The organism is Actinobacillus porcinus (assembly GCF_901764995.1).
Classification (GTDB): Bacteria; Pseudomonadota; Gammaproteobacteria; order Enterobacterales; family Pasteurellaceae; genus Exercitatus; species Exercitatus porcinus.
The window spans coordinates 139,882-157,321 of the sequence record NZ_CABFKI010000005.1 but is presented as its reverse complement, the minus strand read 5'-3'; the positions used below and the strand labels follow the sequence as shown (position 1 = coordinate 157,321).

The 17,440-nt window shown below is 40.5% G+C and carries 15 protein-coding genes; 8 read left to right on the top strand and 7 right to left on the bottom strand.

The features are described from left to right. Window positions 1-114 precede the first annotated feature (114 nt). Window positions 115-1,212 carry an extracellular solute-binding protein gene (locus E7T07_RS05335; protein WP_135709863.1) on the top strand — a complete coding sequence of 366 codons (1,098 nt, stop codon included), beginning with the start codon at window positions 115-117 and terminating at the stop codon, window positions 1,210-1,212. 80 nt (window positions 1,213-1,292) lie between these two features. Here E7T07_RS05335 and rlmKL read toward each other — a convergent pair whose 3' ends face one another. Further along, complete coding sequence (gene rlmKL, locus E7T07_RS05330) at window positions 1,293-3,443, bottom strand: bifunctional 23S rRNA (guanine(2069)-N(7))-methyltransferase RlmK/23S rRNA (guanine(2445)-N(2))-methyltransferase RlmL (RefSeq protein WP_135709862.1); 2,151 nt, start codon at window positions 3,441-3,443, stop codon at window positions 1,293-1,295. A 155-nt stretch (window positions 3,444-3,598) separates the two neighbouring features. Between rlmKL and argA the strand changes: the two genes are divergently transcribed. After that, on the top strand, window positions 3,599-4,921 hold the full coding sequence (gene argA / locus E7T07_RS05325; RefSeq protein ID WP_135709861.1) for an amino-acid N-acetyltransferase: 1,323 nt from the start codon (window positions 3,599-3,601) through the stop codon (window positions 4,919-4,921). Between the two features lie 181 nt (window positions 4,922-5,102). Here the strand turns inward: argA and birA are convergent, their stop codons facing one another. Continuing rightward, complete coding sequence (birA, locus tag E7T07_RS05320) at window positions 5,103-6,047, bottom strand: bifunctional biotin--[acetyl-CoA-carboxylase] ligase/biotin operon repressor BirA (RefSeq protein WP_135709860.1); 945 nt, start codon at window positions 6,045-6,047, stop codon at window positions 5,103-5,105. Window positions 6,048-6,187: 140 nt separating this feature from the next. On the opposite strand from birA, the gene guaB reads away from it, so the two are divergent. The 5 genes from guaB to E7T07_RS05295 all read left to right on the top strand — a co-directional run bounded on the left by guaB (window position 6,188) and on the right by E7T07_RS05295 (window position 11,570). After that, on the top strand, window positions 6,188-7,654 hold the full coding sequence (gene guaB / locus E7T07_RS05315; protein WP_005817800.1) for an IMP dehydrogenase: 1,467 nt from the start codon (window positions 6,188-6,190) through the stop codon (window positions 7,652-7,654). Between the two features lie 99 nt (window positions 7,655-7,753). Continuing rightward, on the top strand, window positions 7,754-8,578 hold the full coding sequence (locus E7T07_RS05310; RefSeq protein ID WP_135709859.1) for a BRO family protein: 825 nt from the start codon (window positions 7,754-7,756) through the stop codon (window positions 8,576-8,578). 99 nt (window positions 8,579-8,677) lie between these two features. Further along, window positions 8,678-9,664 (top strand): DUF4238 domain-containing protein, encoded by a 987-nt coding sequence (locus E7T07_RS05305; RefSeq protein ID WP_167874936.1) that lies wholly within the window; start codon window positions 8,678-8,680, stop codon window positions 9,662-9,664. 9 nt (window positions 9,665-9,673) lie between these two features. Beyond that, the gene (gene guaA / locus E7T07_RS05300; RefSeq protein ID WP_135709857.1) at window positions 9,674-11,245 is read left to right on the top strand and encodes a glutamine-hydrolyzing GMP synthase; all 1,572 of its coding nucleotides are present in this window, start codon (window positions 9,674-9,676) and stop codon (window positions 11,243-11,245) included. Window positions 11,246-11,447: 202 nt separating this feature from the next. After that, on the top strand, window positions 11,448-11,570 hold the full coding sequence (locus E7T07_RS05295; RefSeq protein WP_246046143.1) for an Arm DNA-binding domain-containing protein: 123 nt from the start codon (window positions 11,448-11,450) through the stop codon (window positions 11,568-11,570). Window positions 11,571-11,678: 108 nt separating this feature from the next. Here the strand turns inward: E7T07_RS05295 and E7T07_RS05290 are convergent, their stop codons facing one another. Next, window positions 11,679-11,852, bottom strand: a complete 174-nt coding sequence (locus E7T07_RS05290; RefSeq protein ID WP_246046141.1) for a hypothetical protein — start codon at window positions 11,850-11,852, stop codon at window positions 11,679-11,681. Between the two features lie 604 nt (window positions 11,853-12,456). On the opposite strand from E7T07_RS05290, the gene purR reads away from it, so the two are divergent. Further along, complete coding sequence (gene purR / locus E7T07_RS05285; RefSeq protein ID WP_135709856.1) at window positions 12,457-13,461, top strand: HTH-type transcriptional repressor PurR; 1,005 nt, start codon at window positions 12,457-12,459, stop codon at window positions 13,459-13,461. Between the two features lie 218 nt (window positions 13,462-13,679). On the opposite strand, the gene can is transcribed toward purR, so the two are convergent. The 4 genes from can to E7T07_RS05265 are packed head-to-tail and all read right to left on the bottom strand — an operon-like array spanning window position 13,680 to window position 17,407. Continuing rightward, entirely contained in the window at window positions 13,680-14,369 is a 690-nt protein-coding gene (gene can / locus E7T07_RS05280; RefSeq protein WP_135709855.1) for a carbonate dehydratase, read from the bottom strand. 33 nt (window positions 14,370-14,402) lie between these two features. Beyond that, complete coding sequence (ppnN, locus tag E7T07_RS05275) at window positions 14,403-15,764, bottom strand: nucleotide 5'-monophosphate nucleosidase PpnN (protein ID WP_135709854.1); 1,362 nt, start codon at window positions 15,762-15,764, stop codon at window positions 14,403-14,405. Window positions 15,765-15,791: 27 nt separating this feature from the next. After that, a complete protein-coding gene (queF, locus tag E7T07_RS05270; RefSeq protein ID WP_135709853.1) occupies window positions 15,792-16,628 on the bottom strand; it encodes an NADPH-dependent 7-cyano-7-deazaguanine reductase QueF in 837 nt (278 codons plus the stop codon). Further along, on the bottom strand, window positions 16,625-17,407 hold the full coding sequence (locus tag E7T07_RS05265) for a Zn-ribbon-containing protein (RefSeq protein WP_135709852.1): 783 nt from the start codon (window positions 17,405-17,407) through the stop codon (window positions 16,625-16,627). Before E7T07_RS05265 ends, queF begins: the two co-directional genes overlap by 4 nt. Between the last annotated feature and the right edge of the window lie 33 nt (window positions 17,408-17,440).

Here is a 17,440-nt window from a genome sequence, read left to right as displayed (position 1 = left end):
GCCTTACAATAGCGCCCGACCGTTAAGCTAGCTATTAGCCTAAAGTCAGGCGTTTTTTTATGTATTCTTTTTAAGAATACGGGTACTAAAATAGACTCATTGGAGAAAATCTAAATGAAAAAATTAGCAGGTCTTTTCGCGGCTAGCTTAGTAGCAGTTGCGGTGACAGGTTGTAATGACAAGGAAAGCAAAACTGACGCTGCAAACAATGCGCAAGCACAAGCTTCAGAAGAAAAAGTGGTAAATCTGTACACTTGGACTGAATATGTTCCGGACGGTTTATTAGATGAATTCACCAAAGAAACCGGCATCAAAGTAAATGCTTCCAGCCTTGAATCCAACGAAACCATGTACGCAAAAGTAAAATTACAAGGTGCAGGTGATGACGGCTATGACGTGATTGCACCATCAAACTACTTTGTGTCAAAAATGGCTCGTGAAGGGATGTTAAAAGAATTAGATCACAGCAAATTACCAGTTATCGCAGAGCTTGATCCTGATTGGTTAGACAAACCTTATGACAAAGGCAACAAATACAGCTTACCACAATTATTAGGTGCACCGGGTATCGCTTATAACGTGAAAACTTACAAAGGTTCTGATTTCACGTCTTGGGCTGATTTATGGAAACCTGAATTTGCCGGTAAAGTACAATTATTAGATGACGCACGCGAAGTCTTCAACATTGCGTTATTAAAATTAGGCTTAGATCCAAACACTACCAAACCTGAAGAAATCAAAGCCGCTTACGAAGAATTATTGAAATTACGCCCAAATGTACTTTCATTTAACTCTGACAACCCGGCAAACTCATTTATTTCAGGTGAAGTAGAAGTGGGTCAATTGTGGAACGGCTCTGTTCGCATTGCGAAAAAAGAAGCCCCGGGTACCATTGATATGGTGTTCCCAAAAGAAGGTCCGGTTTTATGGGTTGATACATTGGCAATCCCTGCGAATGCCAAACACCCGGAAGCAGCACACAAACTTATCAACTATTTGTTAAGTGAAAATGTGTCTGAAAAATTAACTTTAGAAATTGGCTACCCAACTTCTAACTTAAAAGCGAAAGCGAAATTACCGGCTGAAATCACCAACGATCCGGCAATTTACCCAACAGCGGAAGTATTGCAAAAATCACATTGGCAAGATGACGTAGGCGAAGCTGTTGAGCTTTACGAAAAATACTATCAAGAATTAAAAGCAGCAAAATAATGTTGGCTTAATCCAAACAAAACCCCGAAAGCAATTTCGGGGTTTCTTTTTGGTGTTGCAGACAAAGTGCGGTCAAAAATTTACGTGTTTTTTACCACCCAACAATTATGAATTTGCTTATTACGTTCAAAATCAAGAGGTAAGGTTTTGGCTGAAATTTCCACTGCACTTAATCCCAATTCGGATAAGCCATCAAAATCCATTTTGAACCCACGTTTATTATTGGAAAAAATAATCGTGCCGTCTTGGCGTAAAATACGTTTTAGGTTTTTCATTAATTTAATATGATCACGTTGTACATCCCAGCTATCTTCCATTCGTTTAGAATTTGAAAAGGTAGGCGGATCCACAAAAATAAAATCAAACTGACGATCACAACGTTCAAGCCATTGCAAGCAATCCGCTTGAATAAGTTTATGTTGCTTACCATCCACATCATTTAAAATTAAATTCTGCTCAGCCCAATTCAAATAAGTATTTGACATATCAACGGTTGTTGTAGATTTTGCACCGCCTAATGCCGCATGAACTGTCGCCGATCCTGTATAAGCAAAAAGGTTTAGAAAGTCTTTGCCTTTTGCCATTTCACCGACCATTTTTCGTGTTAAACGGTGATCCAAAAATAACCCGGTATCCAAATAATCCGTTAAATTAACCCACAATTTTGCGCCGTATTCATTCACATAAAAATACTCGCCTTTATTGGCTAATTTTTCATATTGATTAGTGCCTTTTTGTTTTTGACGCACTTTTAAAATCAATTTATTGGTTTCGACACCTGTTACCGACAGTGTTGCCGTTACTGCGTCTAACAAACGTTGACGCGCTTTATTTTCGTCAATATTTTTCGGCGCCACGTATTCTTGCACCACAATATGATCGCCATAGCGATCTACCGCTAAATTATATTCAGGCAAATCGGCATCGTATAAACGATACGCATCAATTCCCTGCTGTTTTGCCCATTTTTCAATTTTCTTACTATTTTTTTGCAAGCGATTAGCAAAATCCACCGCTACATTTGCAGATGGTGAAAAAGCTAAATTTTCTACCGCACTTTCTTGCGAATTTTGCGTCAAAGCGCGGTCAGAAATTTGATAGTTTTTTTGAATACAATCCAAAGGGCCATTTTTCGCTTTAAATTGACGGAATGAACGCATACGCAAACAATCCAACAAGCCTTCTTCGCTACTAAAAATTGACGCATTCCAACCGCCAAATTGCTGTTTGATCCGTTGCCCAAACACAGAATATAACGCAATTAAAGCTGGCGTTGTGCCTAGACGTTCCCCATAAGGCGGATTACAAACCAAGGTACCTTTATCTCCGGTTTCAACAGGATTTTTCAACGCCGCCACATCCCCTTGTTTAAATTGAATAAGATGGGCAACACCTGCATTCTTCGCGTTACGTTGCGCTTTTTGCAACACACGATGATCTAAGTCGAAGCCATAGAAATGGGGCTGTGGATTTTTATTAAATTCAGTCTCTGCCATTTCCACGGCGTCCGCTTTCACCTTATCCCAAGCTGCTTGATTATGATCTTTCCAAAAATCAAAGCCCCAATGCATACGATGTAATTGCGGTGCGATCTTCGCTTCCATTTGCGCTGCTTCAATTAACAAGGTTCCCGAACCACACATCGGATCCACCAACGGTGTGCCCTGTTGCCAACCTGAACGTAAAACGATAGCTGCCGCTAAAGTTTCACGTAATGGTGCTGCCCCTGTATCTTCACGATAACCACGAAAATGCAATGCTTCACCGCTTAAATCCAACGAAATAATCAAAGTTTCACGGTTTAAATAGGCGTGAATACGAACATCAGGATTGTCTTTATCTACGCTCGGGCGTGATAATCCTTGACGTTCAAAATAATCCACAATACCATCTTTAACGCGCATTGCGCCAAATTGACTGTGGCGAATTTCACGGTTTGTGCCGTTAAAATCCACGAAAAAATGCACTTTTTCGTCAAATTGTGCTAACCAATGGTAACTCACTACCGCGCCATATAAATCCAAATCACTGTAAATTTTGGTTTCAATTAAGGGCAACAGTACGCGCGAAGCTAAACGCGACCACATCAACACACGGTATTGTGTTTCATCATCGGCAAGAAAATGCACGCCACCTTGTGCAACCTTACATTCTGTCGCACCCAGTTCAGTTAACTCCACTTTTAATAATTCTTCAAAACCACGAGACGTGGTCGCAAAAAGTGCTTTCATTCGATTTCTCTCAACTAGAAAATTTGGCGAATTATAGCAAATATGCGTTAAAATGACCGCACTTTCATTGAGTATTCATTTATTTTTTGCTTGCATAGGATTAAAAATGCATATATATTCAAAATAAATGAATAATTATCTAAAAAGGAATAGCTATGCGCAGCACGGAATTAGTTCAATGGTTTAGACAATCCACGCCTTATGTGAATATGCACCGTGGTAAAACCTTTGTGATTATGCTTGATGGCGACACCATTGCCAGCGATAATTTTATTAATATTATCAGTGACATACGATTACTACATAGCCTAGGCATTAAATTAATCATTGTTTTCGGCGCGCGCTTCCAAATTAATGAATTGTTGCTCAAACATAATATTCAACCGCAATATCACAAAAACATTCGTGTCACCGATTTACGCACGTTAGAGCTTGTTAAACAAGCGGCGGGTATGTTGAATTACGACATCACATCGCGTCTTTCCATGCGACTTCCCCATTCACCGCTTTTAAATGTAGTGAGTAGCAACTTTATTCTTGCGCAACCTATCGGTGTTGACGATGGTGTGGATTATATGCTGAGTGGCAAATTGCGCCGTATTGAAGTAGAAAATATTAAGCAACAATTAGAAAAAGATGCCATTGTGCTTATCGGCCCTGTTGCCCCATCTGTAACGGGTGAAAGTTTTAATTTACCTTTTGAAGAAATCGCCACGCAAGTGGCTATTAAACTCAAAGCGGAAAAATTAATCGGTTTTAGTTCAACCCAAGGGATTTTAGATGATAACGGCATTTCAATTCCTGATTTAAAACCGCAAGATGCCGCCATTTATTTGCAAAAATTCATCGAACAAGATCAATATCACAGCTCTCAAGCCCGATTCTTGCAGGCGGCAATTGATGTATGTCGCGCCGGCGTACACCGTTCGCATTTATTAAGCTACGAAGAAGACGGCTCCTTATTGCAAGAATTGTTTACCCGTGATGGTGTGGGCACGCAGCTTTCCATGGAAAATTCTGAAGATATTCGTATTGCCACCGCGCGCGATATTCCAAGTCTGCTCGAACTTATTCATCCGTTGGAACAGCAAGGTATTTTGGTCAAACGGTCACGCGAACAGTTGGAAATGGAAATCAGCCGTTACACCATTATCGATCGCGATGGCGTGATTATTGCTTGCGCTGCGCTGAATGTCTATGAAGAAGAGAAAATGGCGGAAATGGCATGCGTTGCGGTTCATCCGGACTACCGCAGCTCATCTCGCGGCGATATTTTGCTCGAGGAAATCCAAAAACGCGCGCGAGATTTAGGCATTGAAAAATTGTTCGTCTTAACCACACGTACCGTACATTGGTTCCAAGAACGGGGTTTTAGAATGGCAAATGTGGAGGATCTGCCAAAAGACAAACGCGATCATTATAACTATCAACGCCGTTCAAAAATTCTCATTCAGGATTTGGTGGACGAGAAGTTGTAAGAAAATATCTGGATTAGAGAGATACAATCCCAGAGAACTGATTAGTTCATCTTTGTGAATCACCTAGCACGAGCTGTGCTAGGTTCGTTAAGCCTAGCCCCGCCGGGGCTGAAAGGAAGAGCCGCAGAGCTGCTCAGATTAAAGAGCCCTATACGGCTCGTATAGGGCTATGTTCACCTATCTACAACTTCCGTCTTAAGGACACTTCTCCACCATTAAAGGTCAAACATTGTTCACCATTGTTGCGTATTAATTGTAAATATCCCCGTTCATCAATACCCTGCTCAATCCCTGAAATCACTTCTTTCTCCGTAATCACATTTACTTCTTCGCCAAAGAATTCATCACATAACAACCATTTTTGCTGAAATTCAGCGGTAATGCCTTGCTGCTCAAAATATTCCAGCGCAGTAACGACTTCTTGAATCACCGTGCAAAGCAACAAAGTGCGGTCAATTTTAGGCAAAATTTCATTCAAATTTGCCCAAGGCTGATCAATTTGGTTGCTGTCTTTGGGAATCGCCACATTAATGCCCACGCCAATAACCAAATTCAATTTTCCATTTTCACTATTGGCAATTTCAATCAAAATCCCGGCCAACTTCTTCCCATTCAGCAAAACATCATTAGGCCATTTCAACATTGCCCCACATCCGCCTAATTTTTTGATGGCATCCACAATCGCCATGCCCACAACCAAACTTAAGCCATCAATAGGCTTACGCGCGTCCACTTGCCAAATTAAACTAAAAATAGCTTGGCTCCCAAATGGCGATTGCCATTGGCGACCACGGCGACCTCGCCCTGCGGTTTGGTGTTCCGTCAAACAAATATCCCCTTTATTCAGCCGTCCTTGATTGGCTAGCATAAATTGGTTGGTGGAATTAATGATAGGATGATAAATCACCTTATAATGAGGAAAAGTTTGTTGAATTTTCTCCGCACTTATCAGTGCCGTTTGGGCGATAAGTTTCACTTCGCCAAAACGCGTATCAATTTGAATACCCTGTTCTTGCAAGGCTGAAATTTCTGCTAAAAGCTGTGCGTCATTTAGGGATAAAAGTGCGGTCAATTTTTCAAAAGAATGGGGCTGACAATCCGCCAACAGGTTTAATAGCTGAACCATAAAATTTCTCATAGGAAAACGTTTGGCTTATTTTTGCATATTCTGCAAAAAAGATAAAATTTTCCGTTCACAACCGCATTGAAAATCTGTATAATCCCGCCGCAATATTTAACTTACAACTTAAAAGAGAGAATATTGCAATGGCACTTCGAATCAAATCTGAGGCATTAACGTTTGACGATGTTTTACTCGTCCCGGCCCATTCAACCGTGTTACCTAACACTGCGGATCTTTCCACTCAATTAACTAAAACTATTCGTTTAAATATCCCAATGCTTTCCGCAGCGATGGATACCGTAACCGAAACCAAATTAGCGATCTCTTTAGCGCAAGAAGGTGGTATCGGTTTTATTCACAAAAATATGTCTATCGAGCGCCAAGCAGATCGTGTACGTAAAGTGAAAAAATTTGAAAGCGGTATCGTTACCGAACCTGTAACCGTTTCGCCTGAATTAACGTTAGGTGAACTGGCTGAATTAGTGAAGAAAAATGGTTTTGCCGGCTACCCTGTTGTAGATAAAGAAGGCAATTTAGTCGGTATTATTACAGGTCGTGATACCCGTTTCGTGCGTGACTTAAGCAAGCCGGTATCGAAAGTGATGACGCCAAAAGAACGCCTTGTTACCGTTAAAGAAAATGCGACACGTGAAGAAATCTTAGATTTAATGCACGAACACCGCGTGGAAAAAGTGTTAATGGTTGATGACAGCTTTAAATTAAAAGGGATGATTACCGTTAAAGATTTCCAAAAAGCAGAACAAAAACCAAACGCTTGTAAAGACGAATTTGGTCGTTTACGCGTTGGGGCGGCAGTGGGCGCAGGTCCGGGCAATGAAGAACGTATTGAAGCTTTAGTGCAAGCCGGTGTGGACGTGCTTTTAATTGACTCTTCACACGGTCATTCTGAAGGTGTGTTACAACGTGTGCGTGAAACCCGTGCGAAATACCCGAACTTACCAATCGTGGCAGGAAACGTAGCGACCGCAGAAGGGGCTATCGCCCTTGCTGATGCGGGCGCAAGTGCGGTGAAAGTGGGTATCGGTCCGGGTTCAATTTGTACCACACGTATCGTAACCGGCGTGGGTGTTCCACAAATTACTGCCATTGCAGAAGCCGCAGCGGCATTAGAAGGTCGTGGTATTCCTGTAATTGCAGACGGCGGTATCCGCTACTCAGGCGATATTTCAAAAGCCATTGCTGCCGGTGCAAGCTGTGTAATGGTAGGTTCAATGTTTGCAGGAACAGAAGAAGCACCGGGCGAAATCGAGCTTTACCAAGGTCGTGCCTTCAAGTCTTACCGTGGTATGGGTTCATTAGGTGCGATGAGTAAAGGTTCTTCAGACCGTTACTTCCAATCAGATAATGCAGCGGACAAACTCGTGCCTGAAGGTATCGAAGGTCGTATTCCGTACAAAGGTTTCTTAAAAGAAATCATCCACCAACAAATGGGCGGTTTACGTTCTTGTATGGGCTTAACTGGTTCTGCGACTATCGAAGATTTACGTACAAAAGCACAGTTCGTACGCATTAGTGGTGCAGGTATTAAAGAAAGCCACGTTCACGATGTAACCATTACGAAAGAAGCGCCTAACTATCGTATGGGCTAATCTTTAAATCAACTCGTAGGGTGGGCATCCTTGCCCACCTTTTCTAGTTTTTTATTATTTTGCAAAATTTTCTGAAAATTTAACCGCTTGAAATCTAATATGGACATTAAACTTTTTGAACACAAAGAAGTCCGTTCCGTTTGGGACGAAGAGCAAGAAAAATGGTATTTTTCGATTATTGATGTCATCGAAGTTTTGACAGAAAGCCCTAATCCAAGAAAATACTGGAGTGTATTGAAAACAAGGCTTAAGAAGGAAGGAAGTCAGTTGGCTACAAATTGTAGTCAACTGAAATTGAAAGCTGCCGATGGTAAATTTTATAAAAGCGATGTAGCCGATGTACCGCAACTACTGCGCTTAATTCAATCCATTCCGTCCCCGAAAGCTGAGCCATTTAAACTTTGGTTAGCACAAGTGGGAAGTGAGCGTTTAGATGAATTGCAAGATCCGGAACTTACTATCAACCGAGCAATGCAGGATTACTTGCGATTAGGCTATTCGGAAAATTGGATTAACCAGCGTTTAAAAAGCATTGAAATTCGTAAGGAATTAACGGACGAATGGAAACGTGTCGGTGTGAAAGAAGGGCAACAATTTGCCGTTTTAACCGATATTATTACCAAAGCGTGGAGTGGAAAAACCACTAAAGAATATAAGCAATTCAAAGGGTTAAAGAAAGAAAACTTACGCGATAATATGACGAACACAGAGCTCATTCTCAATATGTTAGCCGAAGCCTCAGTCAAAGATATTTCGCAAGCGGTAAACCCTGAAACCTTTGAAGAAAATCAAAAAGTCGCTGAACAAGGCGGAAATGTCGCCAAAGTCGCTTTACAAGAGTTAGAGAGCAAAACGGGAAAAAAAGTGGTGAGCGATTTATCTGCGAAGAAAATGATTGCGGAAAGTAAGAAGAAGTTGAAATAAAATGAGGTTGAAAATTGTAAAATATTACACAAGTTACTCTAGCTATTTTCCGTTTTTATAGCCAGTTTTATTAGATACAGATGAACAAGAACTATGAATATGACAAAGGAAAAAATATTAAATCAAGCTAGCAAAAAACGCCATCATTATTTACCTATTGTATATTCTAAGCAATGGATAGATAAAAAGGGTAAACTGACGATAGAACCTAAAAATGGGAAACAGTATAAATCCAAACCCGAAAGGTGCTTTTTTGAAAACGATCTTCATTTATTAACATTTATTACAGGACAGCAAATTCACACGATAGAAAATTTATATAAAGATTTTTTAGAATCTGAATATGGTTTAGAAACTAAAAATTTTCTAAAAAATTTATATGAAACATCTAGGTGGTTAGAGCTACTTACTCAAGATGACTTAACAATCTATATTAAAAAACATAACCTGATTCATTTTATTGAAGCAAGGTTAACAGAATCTGAATTAAAAGATATAAATAAAATAAAGCAAATACTTTTATCAAACCTTATTGAAGATGAGTTTTCAGCAATTGAGACTAATTACGGAGAATTTATAAATAATCTACCAAAGATTATTCAGGAACATAAAATTAGTCAAACAGACATTCAGTTCATGTTATTATTTGCCATTTTACAAAAATTCAGAAGTAATTATTTTTTAGGTAAAAAACTAAAGAATCTTAATGATAATAATATTCCATTAATATTATTAGCCTATATTGAATATAAAAAATTCATACTAGATCTATTTAAGTTCGAAATTCATGTGGATATAGCTTATAATGATTCTGGGGAATATATTTTGACTTCTGATTCCCCTTTTATTACAAGTACTAAAGAATTTAATAAAAACGCTCAGATATGCAGTGATTATATTTTTCCTATATCACCTTTACATCTGGCAATAATATCTAAAAGAAAAGAAGTGAATATCCAAAATAACCCGAACAAAGGTATTCATATTTGTATTGGTAAATTAATTTGTAAATCTCTGATTAAAGAAGTTAATAAATTAATATCAACTTCTGTTCATAATCAGTTAATAATTCCTAATGTAACATAAGAGACAAAAATGACAAACATCCACAACCACAAAATCTTAATCCTTGACTTTGGTTCACAATATACCCAACTGATCGCACGTCGTGTGCGTGAAATCGGGGTTTACTGTGAGCTTTGGGCTTGGGACGTGACGGAAGAACAGATCCGTGAATTTAACCCGACAGGGATTATTCTTTCAGGTGGTCCTGAAAGTACCACTGAAGAAAATAGCCCACGTGCACCTGAATATGTGTTTAACGCTGGCGTGCCAGTGCTTGGCATTTGCTACGGTATGCAAACTATGGCGATGCAGTTAGGCGGTTTAACGGAAACTTCAGATCGCCGTGAATTTGGCTATGCATCTGTTGAGTTAAAAGCAACTGATAGCTTATTTGCAAAATTGAACGATGATTTGACCGCTTCTCAACCAAAATTAGACGTTTGGATGAGCCACGGCGATAAAGTTACCCGTTTACCGTCAAACTTCCAAGTGACAGGCGTCACCCCAACTTGCCCAATTGCGGCAATGTCGGACGAAAGTCGCCGTTTCTATGGTGTGCAGTTCCACCCAGAAGTGACCCATACAAAAAGCGGTTTAGAACTACTGAAAAATTTCGTGGTCGGCATTTGTGGCTGCGAAACCAAATGGACAGCGGAAAATATCATTGAAGATGCCGTGGCTCGCATTAAAGCGCAAGTTGGCGATGATGAAGTGATTTTAGGCTTATCCGGCGGCGTGGACTCGTCTGTGACCGCTCTACTTTTACACCGTGCGATCGGCAAAAACTTGCACTGCGTATTCGTGGATAACGGCTTATTACGCTTAAACGAAGGCGATCAAGTGATGGAAATGTTCGGCGATAAATTTGGTTTGAACATTGTCCGTGTAAACGCCGAAGATCGTTTCTTAGATGCCCTTAAAGGCATTGATGAACCTGAAGCGAAACGCAAAACCATCGGTAAAGTGTTCGTTGATGTGTTTGATGATGAGTCGAAAAAATTGACTTCAGTAAAATGGCTAGCACAAGGCACAATCTACCCAGATGTGATCGAATCCGCTGCCAGCAAAACAGGCAAAGCACACGTGATCAAATCACACCATAACGTAGGTGGCTTACCAGATTATATGAAATTAGGCTTAGTTGAGCCATTGCGTGAATTGTTCAAAGACGAAGTGCGTAAAATCGGCTTGGCACTAGGCTTGCCGGCAGAAATGCTCAACCGCCACCCATTCCCAGGCCCAGGCTTAGGCGTGCGTGTGTTGGGTGAAATCAAAAAAGAATACTGCGATTTAGTCCGCCGTGCCGATGCGATCTTTATGGAAGAACTCCACGCATCAGGCTGGTACTACAAAGTCAGCCAAGCCTTTACCGTGTTCCTACCGGTCAAATCTGTGGGCGTAATGGGCGATGGGCGTAAATATGATTGGGTTGTTTCATTGCGTGCAGTAGAAACTATCGACTTTATGACCGCACATTGGGCGCACTTACCATACGATTTACTCGGCAAAATCTCCAACCGTATTATCAACGAAGTGAATGGCATTTCTCGTGTGGTGTATGACGTTTCAGGTAAACCACCTGCAACGATTGAATGGGAATAAAAACTCCGCTTTTCATACCTTTTCAATTCATTTCAAAATCAACCAAAAGCCTTGTGGAAACAAGGCTTTTCTATTTCATACCATTTCATAGCATTTCACATTAGTTCATTTTTCTGACGGTGTTTTTGACGGTATAGTATTGTCAATATCGACAAAAAGATTGAAAATACCGTCAAATCAATGACGGTAAAAATGACGTAAAATGCTAACAGATACAAAAATCAAATCTCTTAAACCTAAAGACAAAGTTTATAAAGTCGCTGATCGTGATGGGCTGTATGTTTCTGTCTCTACGGCTGGCACGGTAACATTTCGCTATGACTAATCACAAATTGCATTAAGTATATCAATCACAATGAACAATCATAATATCTTGGAATGATTTGCCGATGTCATCTTTTGACATTGGTGCGGTCATAATGTTCATAGCTTGCTATGAATCAAGATATTTGTACTCTGTGATGAGCGGGTTGAACTCGGTGACTTCGCCATCATCTTCAGTTCCTGTCCCGATCGCATAGGTAACATTCATTGAGCCGTCTTGGTTCATTGAGAAACCTGAGATAGTTGAATACACTGAGGTTAAGATTTTATTAAAAGTTGTCATAATGGACTCCTTGTTAGTTTGTTTAGATAAAAGAAAACCCCGAGAGCTTTCACTTTCGGGGTAGGTTGATAAAATTAAACCGCCACGTGTGCGGTTTTCGATTGCGGATCGATTAAATCAACAAGCTTCATAATCACTTCATCAATTAAATCATCTTCCGCTTTTGTGGCTTAAAGGACAAATTTAATGGTCAAAACCTCGTTAAAATCTTAACGTAAAAGGATTTAACGACAAATTTGTCTATTACACCAACGTAAGTCTTGTGTAAAAAAACGCTGAAATGCCTTATGGTTCGACAAGCTCACCAATCGCCATTTCAGCTTTATACAATTTCGGAAACTAATTTAAGTGCGGTTTAATTTATTTCCGAATTAACACTATTTGCTTTGTCCAATTCTTATCTCAAATTAAAAAATTGAAACAGCTAAAACAATAATCAAGGCTAATGATAATAATGTCATCATCATTGAATAACCAAAATCGCTCATTTATTTTCTCCATTTGTTATTGTTAAACGATTGCATTCTAGCAGTTATCTGCAATTTTTCCATATTAATTTTACTGTATTGCCGATATAATAGCGCAAATTTCAAAGGAGAATGCGATGGCTACGATTAAAGATGTTGCAAAATTAGCGGGGGTTTCAACCACCACGGTCTCACATGTCATTAATGAAACTCGCCATGTGGCAGATGAAACCAAACAAATTGTCTTAAAAGCAATCGAAGAACTGCATTATTCACCCAGTGCTGTGGCACGTAGTTTAAAAGTAAATACCACAAAATCCATTGGGATGATTGTCACTACCAGCGAAGCCCCTTACTTTGCTGAGATTATTCATGCGGTGGAAGATCAATGTTATCGTCAAGGTTATTCCCTGTTTTTATGTAATACCCAAAATAACCCTGAAAAGATTAAAAATCACGTGGATATGCTTGCTAAAAAGCGTGTGGACGGTATTTTGGTGATGTGTTCCGAATACAAAGCAGATAGCTTGGATTTACTCAAAGGATTTAATGCGATTCCGATGGTGGTGATGGATTGGGGTCCTTTAAATCCTAATACGGATCGCATTTTAGATAACAGTTTTGAAGGGGGCTATTTAGCCGGGAAACATTTGGTTGATAACGGTCACACTGAAATTGGTTATTTAAGCGCAGAATTAACCAAAACAACGGCAAGAAAACGGTACGAAGGCTTTTTAAAAGCGTTACATGAAGCGGGGTTACAAATGAACCCTGATTGGTTATTAGAAGGATCCTTTGAGCCTGAAGATGGCTATGAATGCATGAACCGTTTGCTTGCACAACCTAAATGCCCCACTGCGGTCTTCTGTTGTAACGATATTATGGCGTTCGGCGCGATTTCCGCGATTACCGAAAAAGGCTTGCGTGTTCCTGATGATATTTCAATCATTGGTTATGATAATGTGCATATTTCCCGTTTCTGCGCACCGCCTTTAACCACCATTCACCAATCTAAAGCACGTTTAGGGGAACAGGCGTTAAAACTCTTATTTGACCGCATTAACACCAAATCCGATGAACGCAGTACCATTGAAATTCATCCTGAATTGGTGATTCGTAAATCGGTGAAAAAACGGAATTAAATATAAAAAACTATCGGTTTGCAAATAGTTCTAGATTGCTGGCAAAGTTTATCTTTGAGAAACCACCTAGCACGAGCCGTGCTAGGTTCGTTAAACCTAGCCCCGCTGGGGCTGAACAGCGCGGCTCAGATTAAATAACCCTATACGGCTTGATCAGCTTTGTATAGGGTGTACGGCGGTCTGAACAAATTTCTCTATTACACCAGTGCGGTTAATTTTTAGCTATTTTCTGGCATTTCTTTTCTGAAAATATCCTCTTCTTCCAAGGTTTGCAAACGAGCAATCGCTTCGCGGTAAGAAATTTCAAGGCTTTCGCGGCTTGTGGCTAGCACACCTTGGTCAATTAAATAACCGTCATTGACGTCATAAACCCAACCGTGTAATGATAATTTAGCCCCACGCGCCCAAGCATCTTGCACAATAGAAGAGCGGCCTAAGTTGTAAACCTGTTCGGCAACATTGAGCTTGGTGAGCATATCCGCGCGTTTTTCAGGGGATAATTTGCCGATTAAACTACTGTGTTTAAACCAAATATCGCGAATATGTAGCAACCAGTTATTCGCCAGCCCCACATCTTGCTTTGTGATCGCTGCTTTGATCCCCCCACAATTGGTATGACCGCAAATAATAATATGCTCAATATTTAGCACATCCACCGCATATTGCACCACAGATAAACAGTTTAAATCCGTATGGATCACTTGGTTGGCAATATTTCGGTGAACAAATAATTCCCCCGGCCCTAGATTGGTTAATTTTTCCGCAGGAACGCGGCTGTCCGAACAACCGATCCAAAGAAAATCCGGTGTTTGACGTTCAGCAAGCTCGCGAAAATAATCGTCATTTTCTTCGCGCATTCGGATTGCCCAACTGTGGTTGTTGGCAAAAAGTTGTTCAATTTTTTTCATAAGCTTTCCTTTAAAGTGACAGCAAATTAGAGATTACGAAATTTCATAGCAAGGCACATAGGCATCGCCTGTTGGCAATTTCATTCGATGTTGTTCAACAAAACTTTGCAATAAAATATCCATTTTTTTCATTAGATTTTCATCGCCGCGTAATTGAAATTTTCCGTATTTTTCAATGTTATCTTGGGTTTCCGACTTAATATTTCCCGCAACAATACCTGAAAAGGCACGGCGTAAATTTGCCGCTAAATCCACCGCACTTTGGTTTAAGTGCAGGTTTAAATTTGCCATATTTTCATGGGTTGGAATAAACGGATGTTGAAATGCAGGATCGATTTTTAATGACCAGTTAAATCCATAGCTGTCCGCATTATCGTAACGTTGTTTTTTCACATCAATCATCGCCTTACGCATATGGCGTGCCACCGCAGCAGGATCATCAATGATAATTTCATATAACTTTTGCGCTTCTTTTCCCAACGTTTCTCCCACAAAACGGTCAATCGCGGCAAAATAATCGGCACATTCTTTGGGGCCGGTGAGAATTAACGGCAAATGTTGGGTTTGATTTTCAGGGTTCAGTTTAATGCCCAAAATAAACATAAATTCTTCAAAGGTGCCCGGGCCGCCGGGGAAAATAATAATACCATGTCCCATGCGCACAAAGGCTTCAAGGCGTTTTTCAATATCGGGCATAATAATCAATTCATTGACAATCGGGTTAGGCGGCTCGGAGGCAATAATCGATGGCTCGGTAATACCAATAAAACGCCCATTTTTGAAGCGTTGATTAGCATGCCCGATTGCCGCCCCTTTCATTGGTGCTTCCATCACGCCCGTCCCACAACCTGTAATAATATTAAGCTCACGATGCCCAAGCTCTAAACCGACCGCGCGGCAATATTGATATTCTGTTTGGCTGATAGAATGTCCGCCCCAACACACCACCAAATTCGGTTCTTCGCCTACGATCAGGGCTTTCGCGTTGCGCAAAATACTAAAAACCTGATTTGTGATGGCTTCGCCTGTTTGTGCGTCGTTTAAGCCAAAACGTTGCATCATTGCGTTTACAAATAAAATATCCCGCAACACCGCAAAAAGATGATATTGAATATTACGAATCATCACATCATCCACAAACGCCGTTTCGGGTGGATTGTGTAATTCCAACGCCACACCACGTTCACGAGCAAGCAGCTGAATATCAAAATCAGCATATTTGCCCAACAATGCACGGCTATCGTCTGTGACTGCGCCCGAGTTTAATACGGCGAGAGAGCAGTTTCGGTAGAGCTGATAAAGCGGCGATTGTGCTTGTTTGGTTAATTGTTCCACTTCAGCATGGGACAGCAAATCCATACTGCCTTTCGGGTTAACGTAGTGAATATGGCTCATATTTAAAATCCTTTTAAATTGTTTTCATTACTGACGTGCAAGGCGATTGTTTTGCGGCACGGTTTCAAAATTGGAGCGGAAAGGATTAATATCCAAACCACCGCGGCGCGTGTAGCGCGCGTAAACGCTGAGTTTTTCGGGCTTAGCAAAGGTCATTAAATCGCAAAAAATCCGTTCTACACATTGTTCGTGGAATTCATTATGCTGGCGGAAAGACACGAGATAACGCAACAATTTTTCCCGATCAATTTGTTTGCCTACATAATGAATTTGTACCGAACCCCAATCGGGTTGGCTGGTAATTAAGCAGTTTGATTTTAGTAAGTGGCTAACGAGCGTTTCTTCCACCGTATTTTCATTTACGCTATTTTCCAAAAGAGTGGCATCAAAACCATAATCGTCAATTTCAATATCCTGCTCATCAATACATTCGCCCTGTAATTGAGCAATCGGTTGCGCATTATAAAACGCCAGCGGATTTAACCGCACTTTGACATCCCCTTTGGCACATTCACTTAAATCTTGCTGCATAATGCGTTGAACTTCGTCAAATGTGCTAAATTTGGTTTGGTTAAAGCTATTTAAATACAATTTAAAACTTTTCGACTCAATCAAATTTTCAGAGCGAAAATCAATTTCAACATCGGCGATCGCCACTTGCGGCAACCCTTTAGGATTGAGCCAAGAAATTTCATACGCCGTCCAAATATCGCTACCTTGCGTAAAGGGCTGTTGCGCGGTAATCCCTAATCCATCGCGGTTTAAGGCGCGCGGCACAGGTTGTAATAATGTGCGGTCATATTCCGCTTTATATTCGGTTTTTTGTCCCAATTTGAGATTGTTTAATTGGCTTTCGTAATTCATAAAAAGTTCCAAGAGAGATTTGATACTAAACGGCAATCATCGCATTTAAAATGGAAAAGGTCAAAAAGTGGTTGTGCTAATGTCCAATCGCCGCCACATTTAGGACATTTTCGTTGTTGCTCGCTCTGTAAATTCTTGCCGCCCACGCGGTATAAATAATAGAAAGTCGGAATCTGTGTTTCTTGTTCAATTTCTCGGGCAAGGTAATAACCATGCTTGAAGGTGTTGCTTTGAATATCGGAAATTTCTGTTAATGCTTGATTTTCCAGCACCGATCCGTTCATTTGCAATTGATCACAAGCCTGCCAGTTTTCTTGCCATTTGATTACATCCATACTTAAGTGCGGTTGATTTTTGAGTTGTTTGTACAAGGGAATAGGCGCCAAACTATCACCGCTATGCAAGGGTGAACAAACCTGCAAATGGGTAGTATAAAGCACTTGCCATTCGGGTTTTTCTTGTTCAAACGTTACATCGGAATTTAAATCTTCGCCCACAATGTGAAAACTATCTAAAAATAAACCGCGCTTTTCCGCTTGCGCCAAGGCTTGATCGACTTCAACATTGTTATTTTCAAGTAAAAGGCTGGATTGCTCTGGGCAAATCACACGGGTTGCCAGCCCCATTTCCCCTTCTTGCTCAGCCATAAAAACAGGAATTTCGCGCCCGATAATTTGCCCATTATATCGCCACTGATCAATTACACGATTGATAAAAGGGACTTGCGCTAAAAGGGGAGCGGAGTGTTTATTTTGGAAAAATACTTCAACCAGATACATTTTCTTTCTTAATTTCGTTAGAATACGTCAACG

Bases quoted from the DNA above. Each gene is read 5' to 3' on its own strand.
- E7T07_RS05335 (WP_135709863.1), top strand. From the start codon at position 115: ATGAAAAAATTAGCAGGTCTTTTCGCGGCTAGCTTAGTAGCAGTTGCG.
- rlmKL (WP_135709862.1), bottom strand. From the start codon at position 3,443: ATGAAAGCACTTTTTGCGACCACGTCTCGTGGTTTTGAAGAATTATTA.
- argA (WP_135709861.1), top strand. From the start codon at position 3,599: ATGCGCAGCACGGAATTAGTTCAATGGTTTAGACAATCCACGCCTTAT.
- birA (WP_135709860.1), bottom strand. From the start codon at position 6,047: ATGGTTCAGCTATTAAACCTGTTGGCGGATTGTCAGCCCCATTCTTTT.
- guaB (WP_005817800.1), top strand. From the start codon at position 6,188: ATGGCACTTCGAATCAAATCTGAGGCATTAACGTTTGACGATGTTTTA.
- E7T07_RS05310 (WP_135709859.1), top strand. From the start codon at position 7,754: ATGGACATTAAACTTTTTGAACACAAAGAAGTCCGTTCCGTTTGGGAC.
- E7T07_RS05305 (WP_167874936.1), top strand. From the start codon at position 8,678: ATGACAAAGGAAAAAATATTAAATCAAGCTAGCAAAAAACGCCATCAT.
- guaA (WP_135709857.1), top strand. From the start codon at position 9,674: ATGACAAACATCCACAACCACAAAATCTTAATCCTTGACTTTGGTTCA.
- E7T07_RS05295 (WP_246046143.1), top strand. From the start codon at position 11,448: ATGCTAACAGATACAAAAATCAAATCTCTTAAACCTAAAGACAAAGTT.
- E7T07_RS05290 (WP_246046141.1), bottom strand. From the start codon at position 11,852: ATGACAACTTTTAATAAAATCTTAACCTCAGTGTATTCAACTATCTCA.
- purR (WP_135709856.1), top strand. From the start codon at position 12,457: ATGGCTACGATTAAAGATGTTGCAAAATTAGCGGGGGTTTCAACCACC.
- can (WP_135709855.1), bottom strand. From the start codon at position 14,369: ATGAAAAAAATTGAACAACTTTTTGCCAACAACCACAGTTGGGCAATC.
- ppnN (WP_135709854.1), bottom strand. From the start codon at position 15,764: ATGAGCCATATTCACTACGTTAACCCGAAAGGCAGTATGGATTTGCTG.
- queF (WP_135709853.1), bottom strand. From the start codon at position 16,628: ATGAATTACGAAAGCCAATTAAACAATCTCAAATTGGGACAAAAAACC.
- E7T07_RS05265 (WP_135709852.1), bottom strand. From the start codon at position 17,407: ATGTATCTGGTTGAAGTATTTTTCCAAAATAAACACTCCGCTCCCCTT.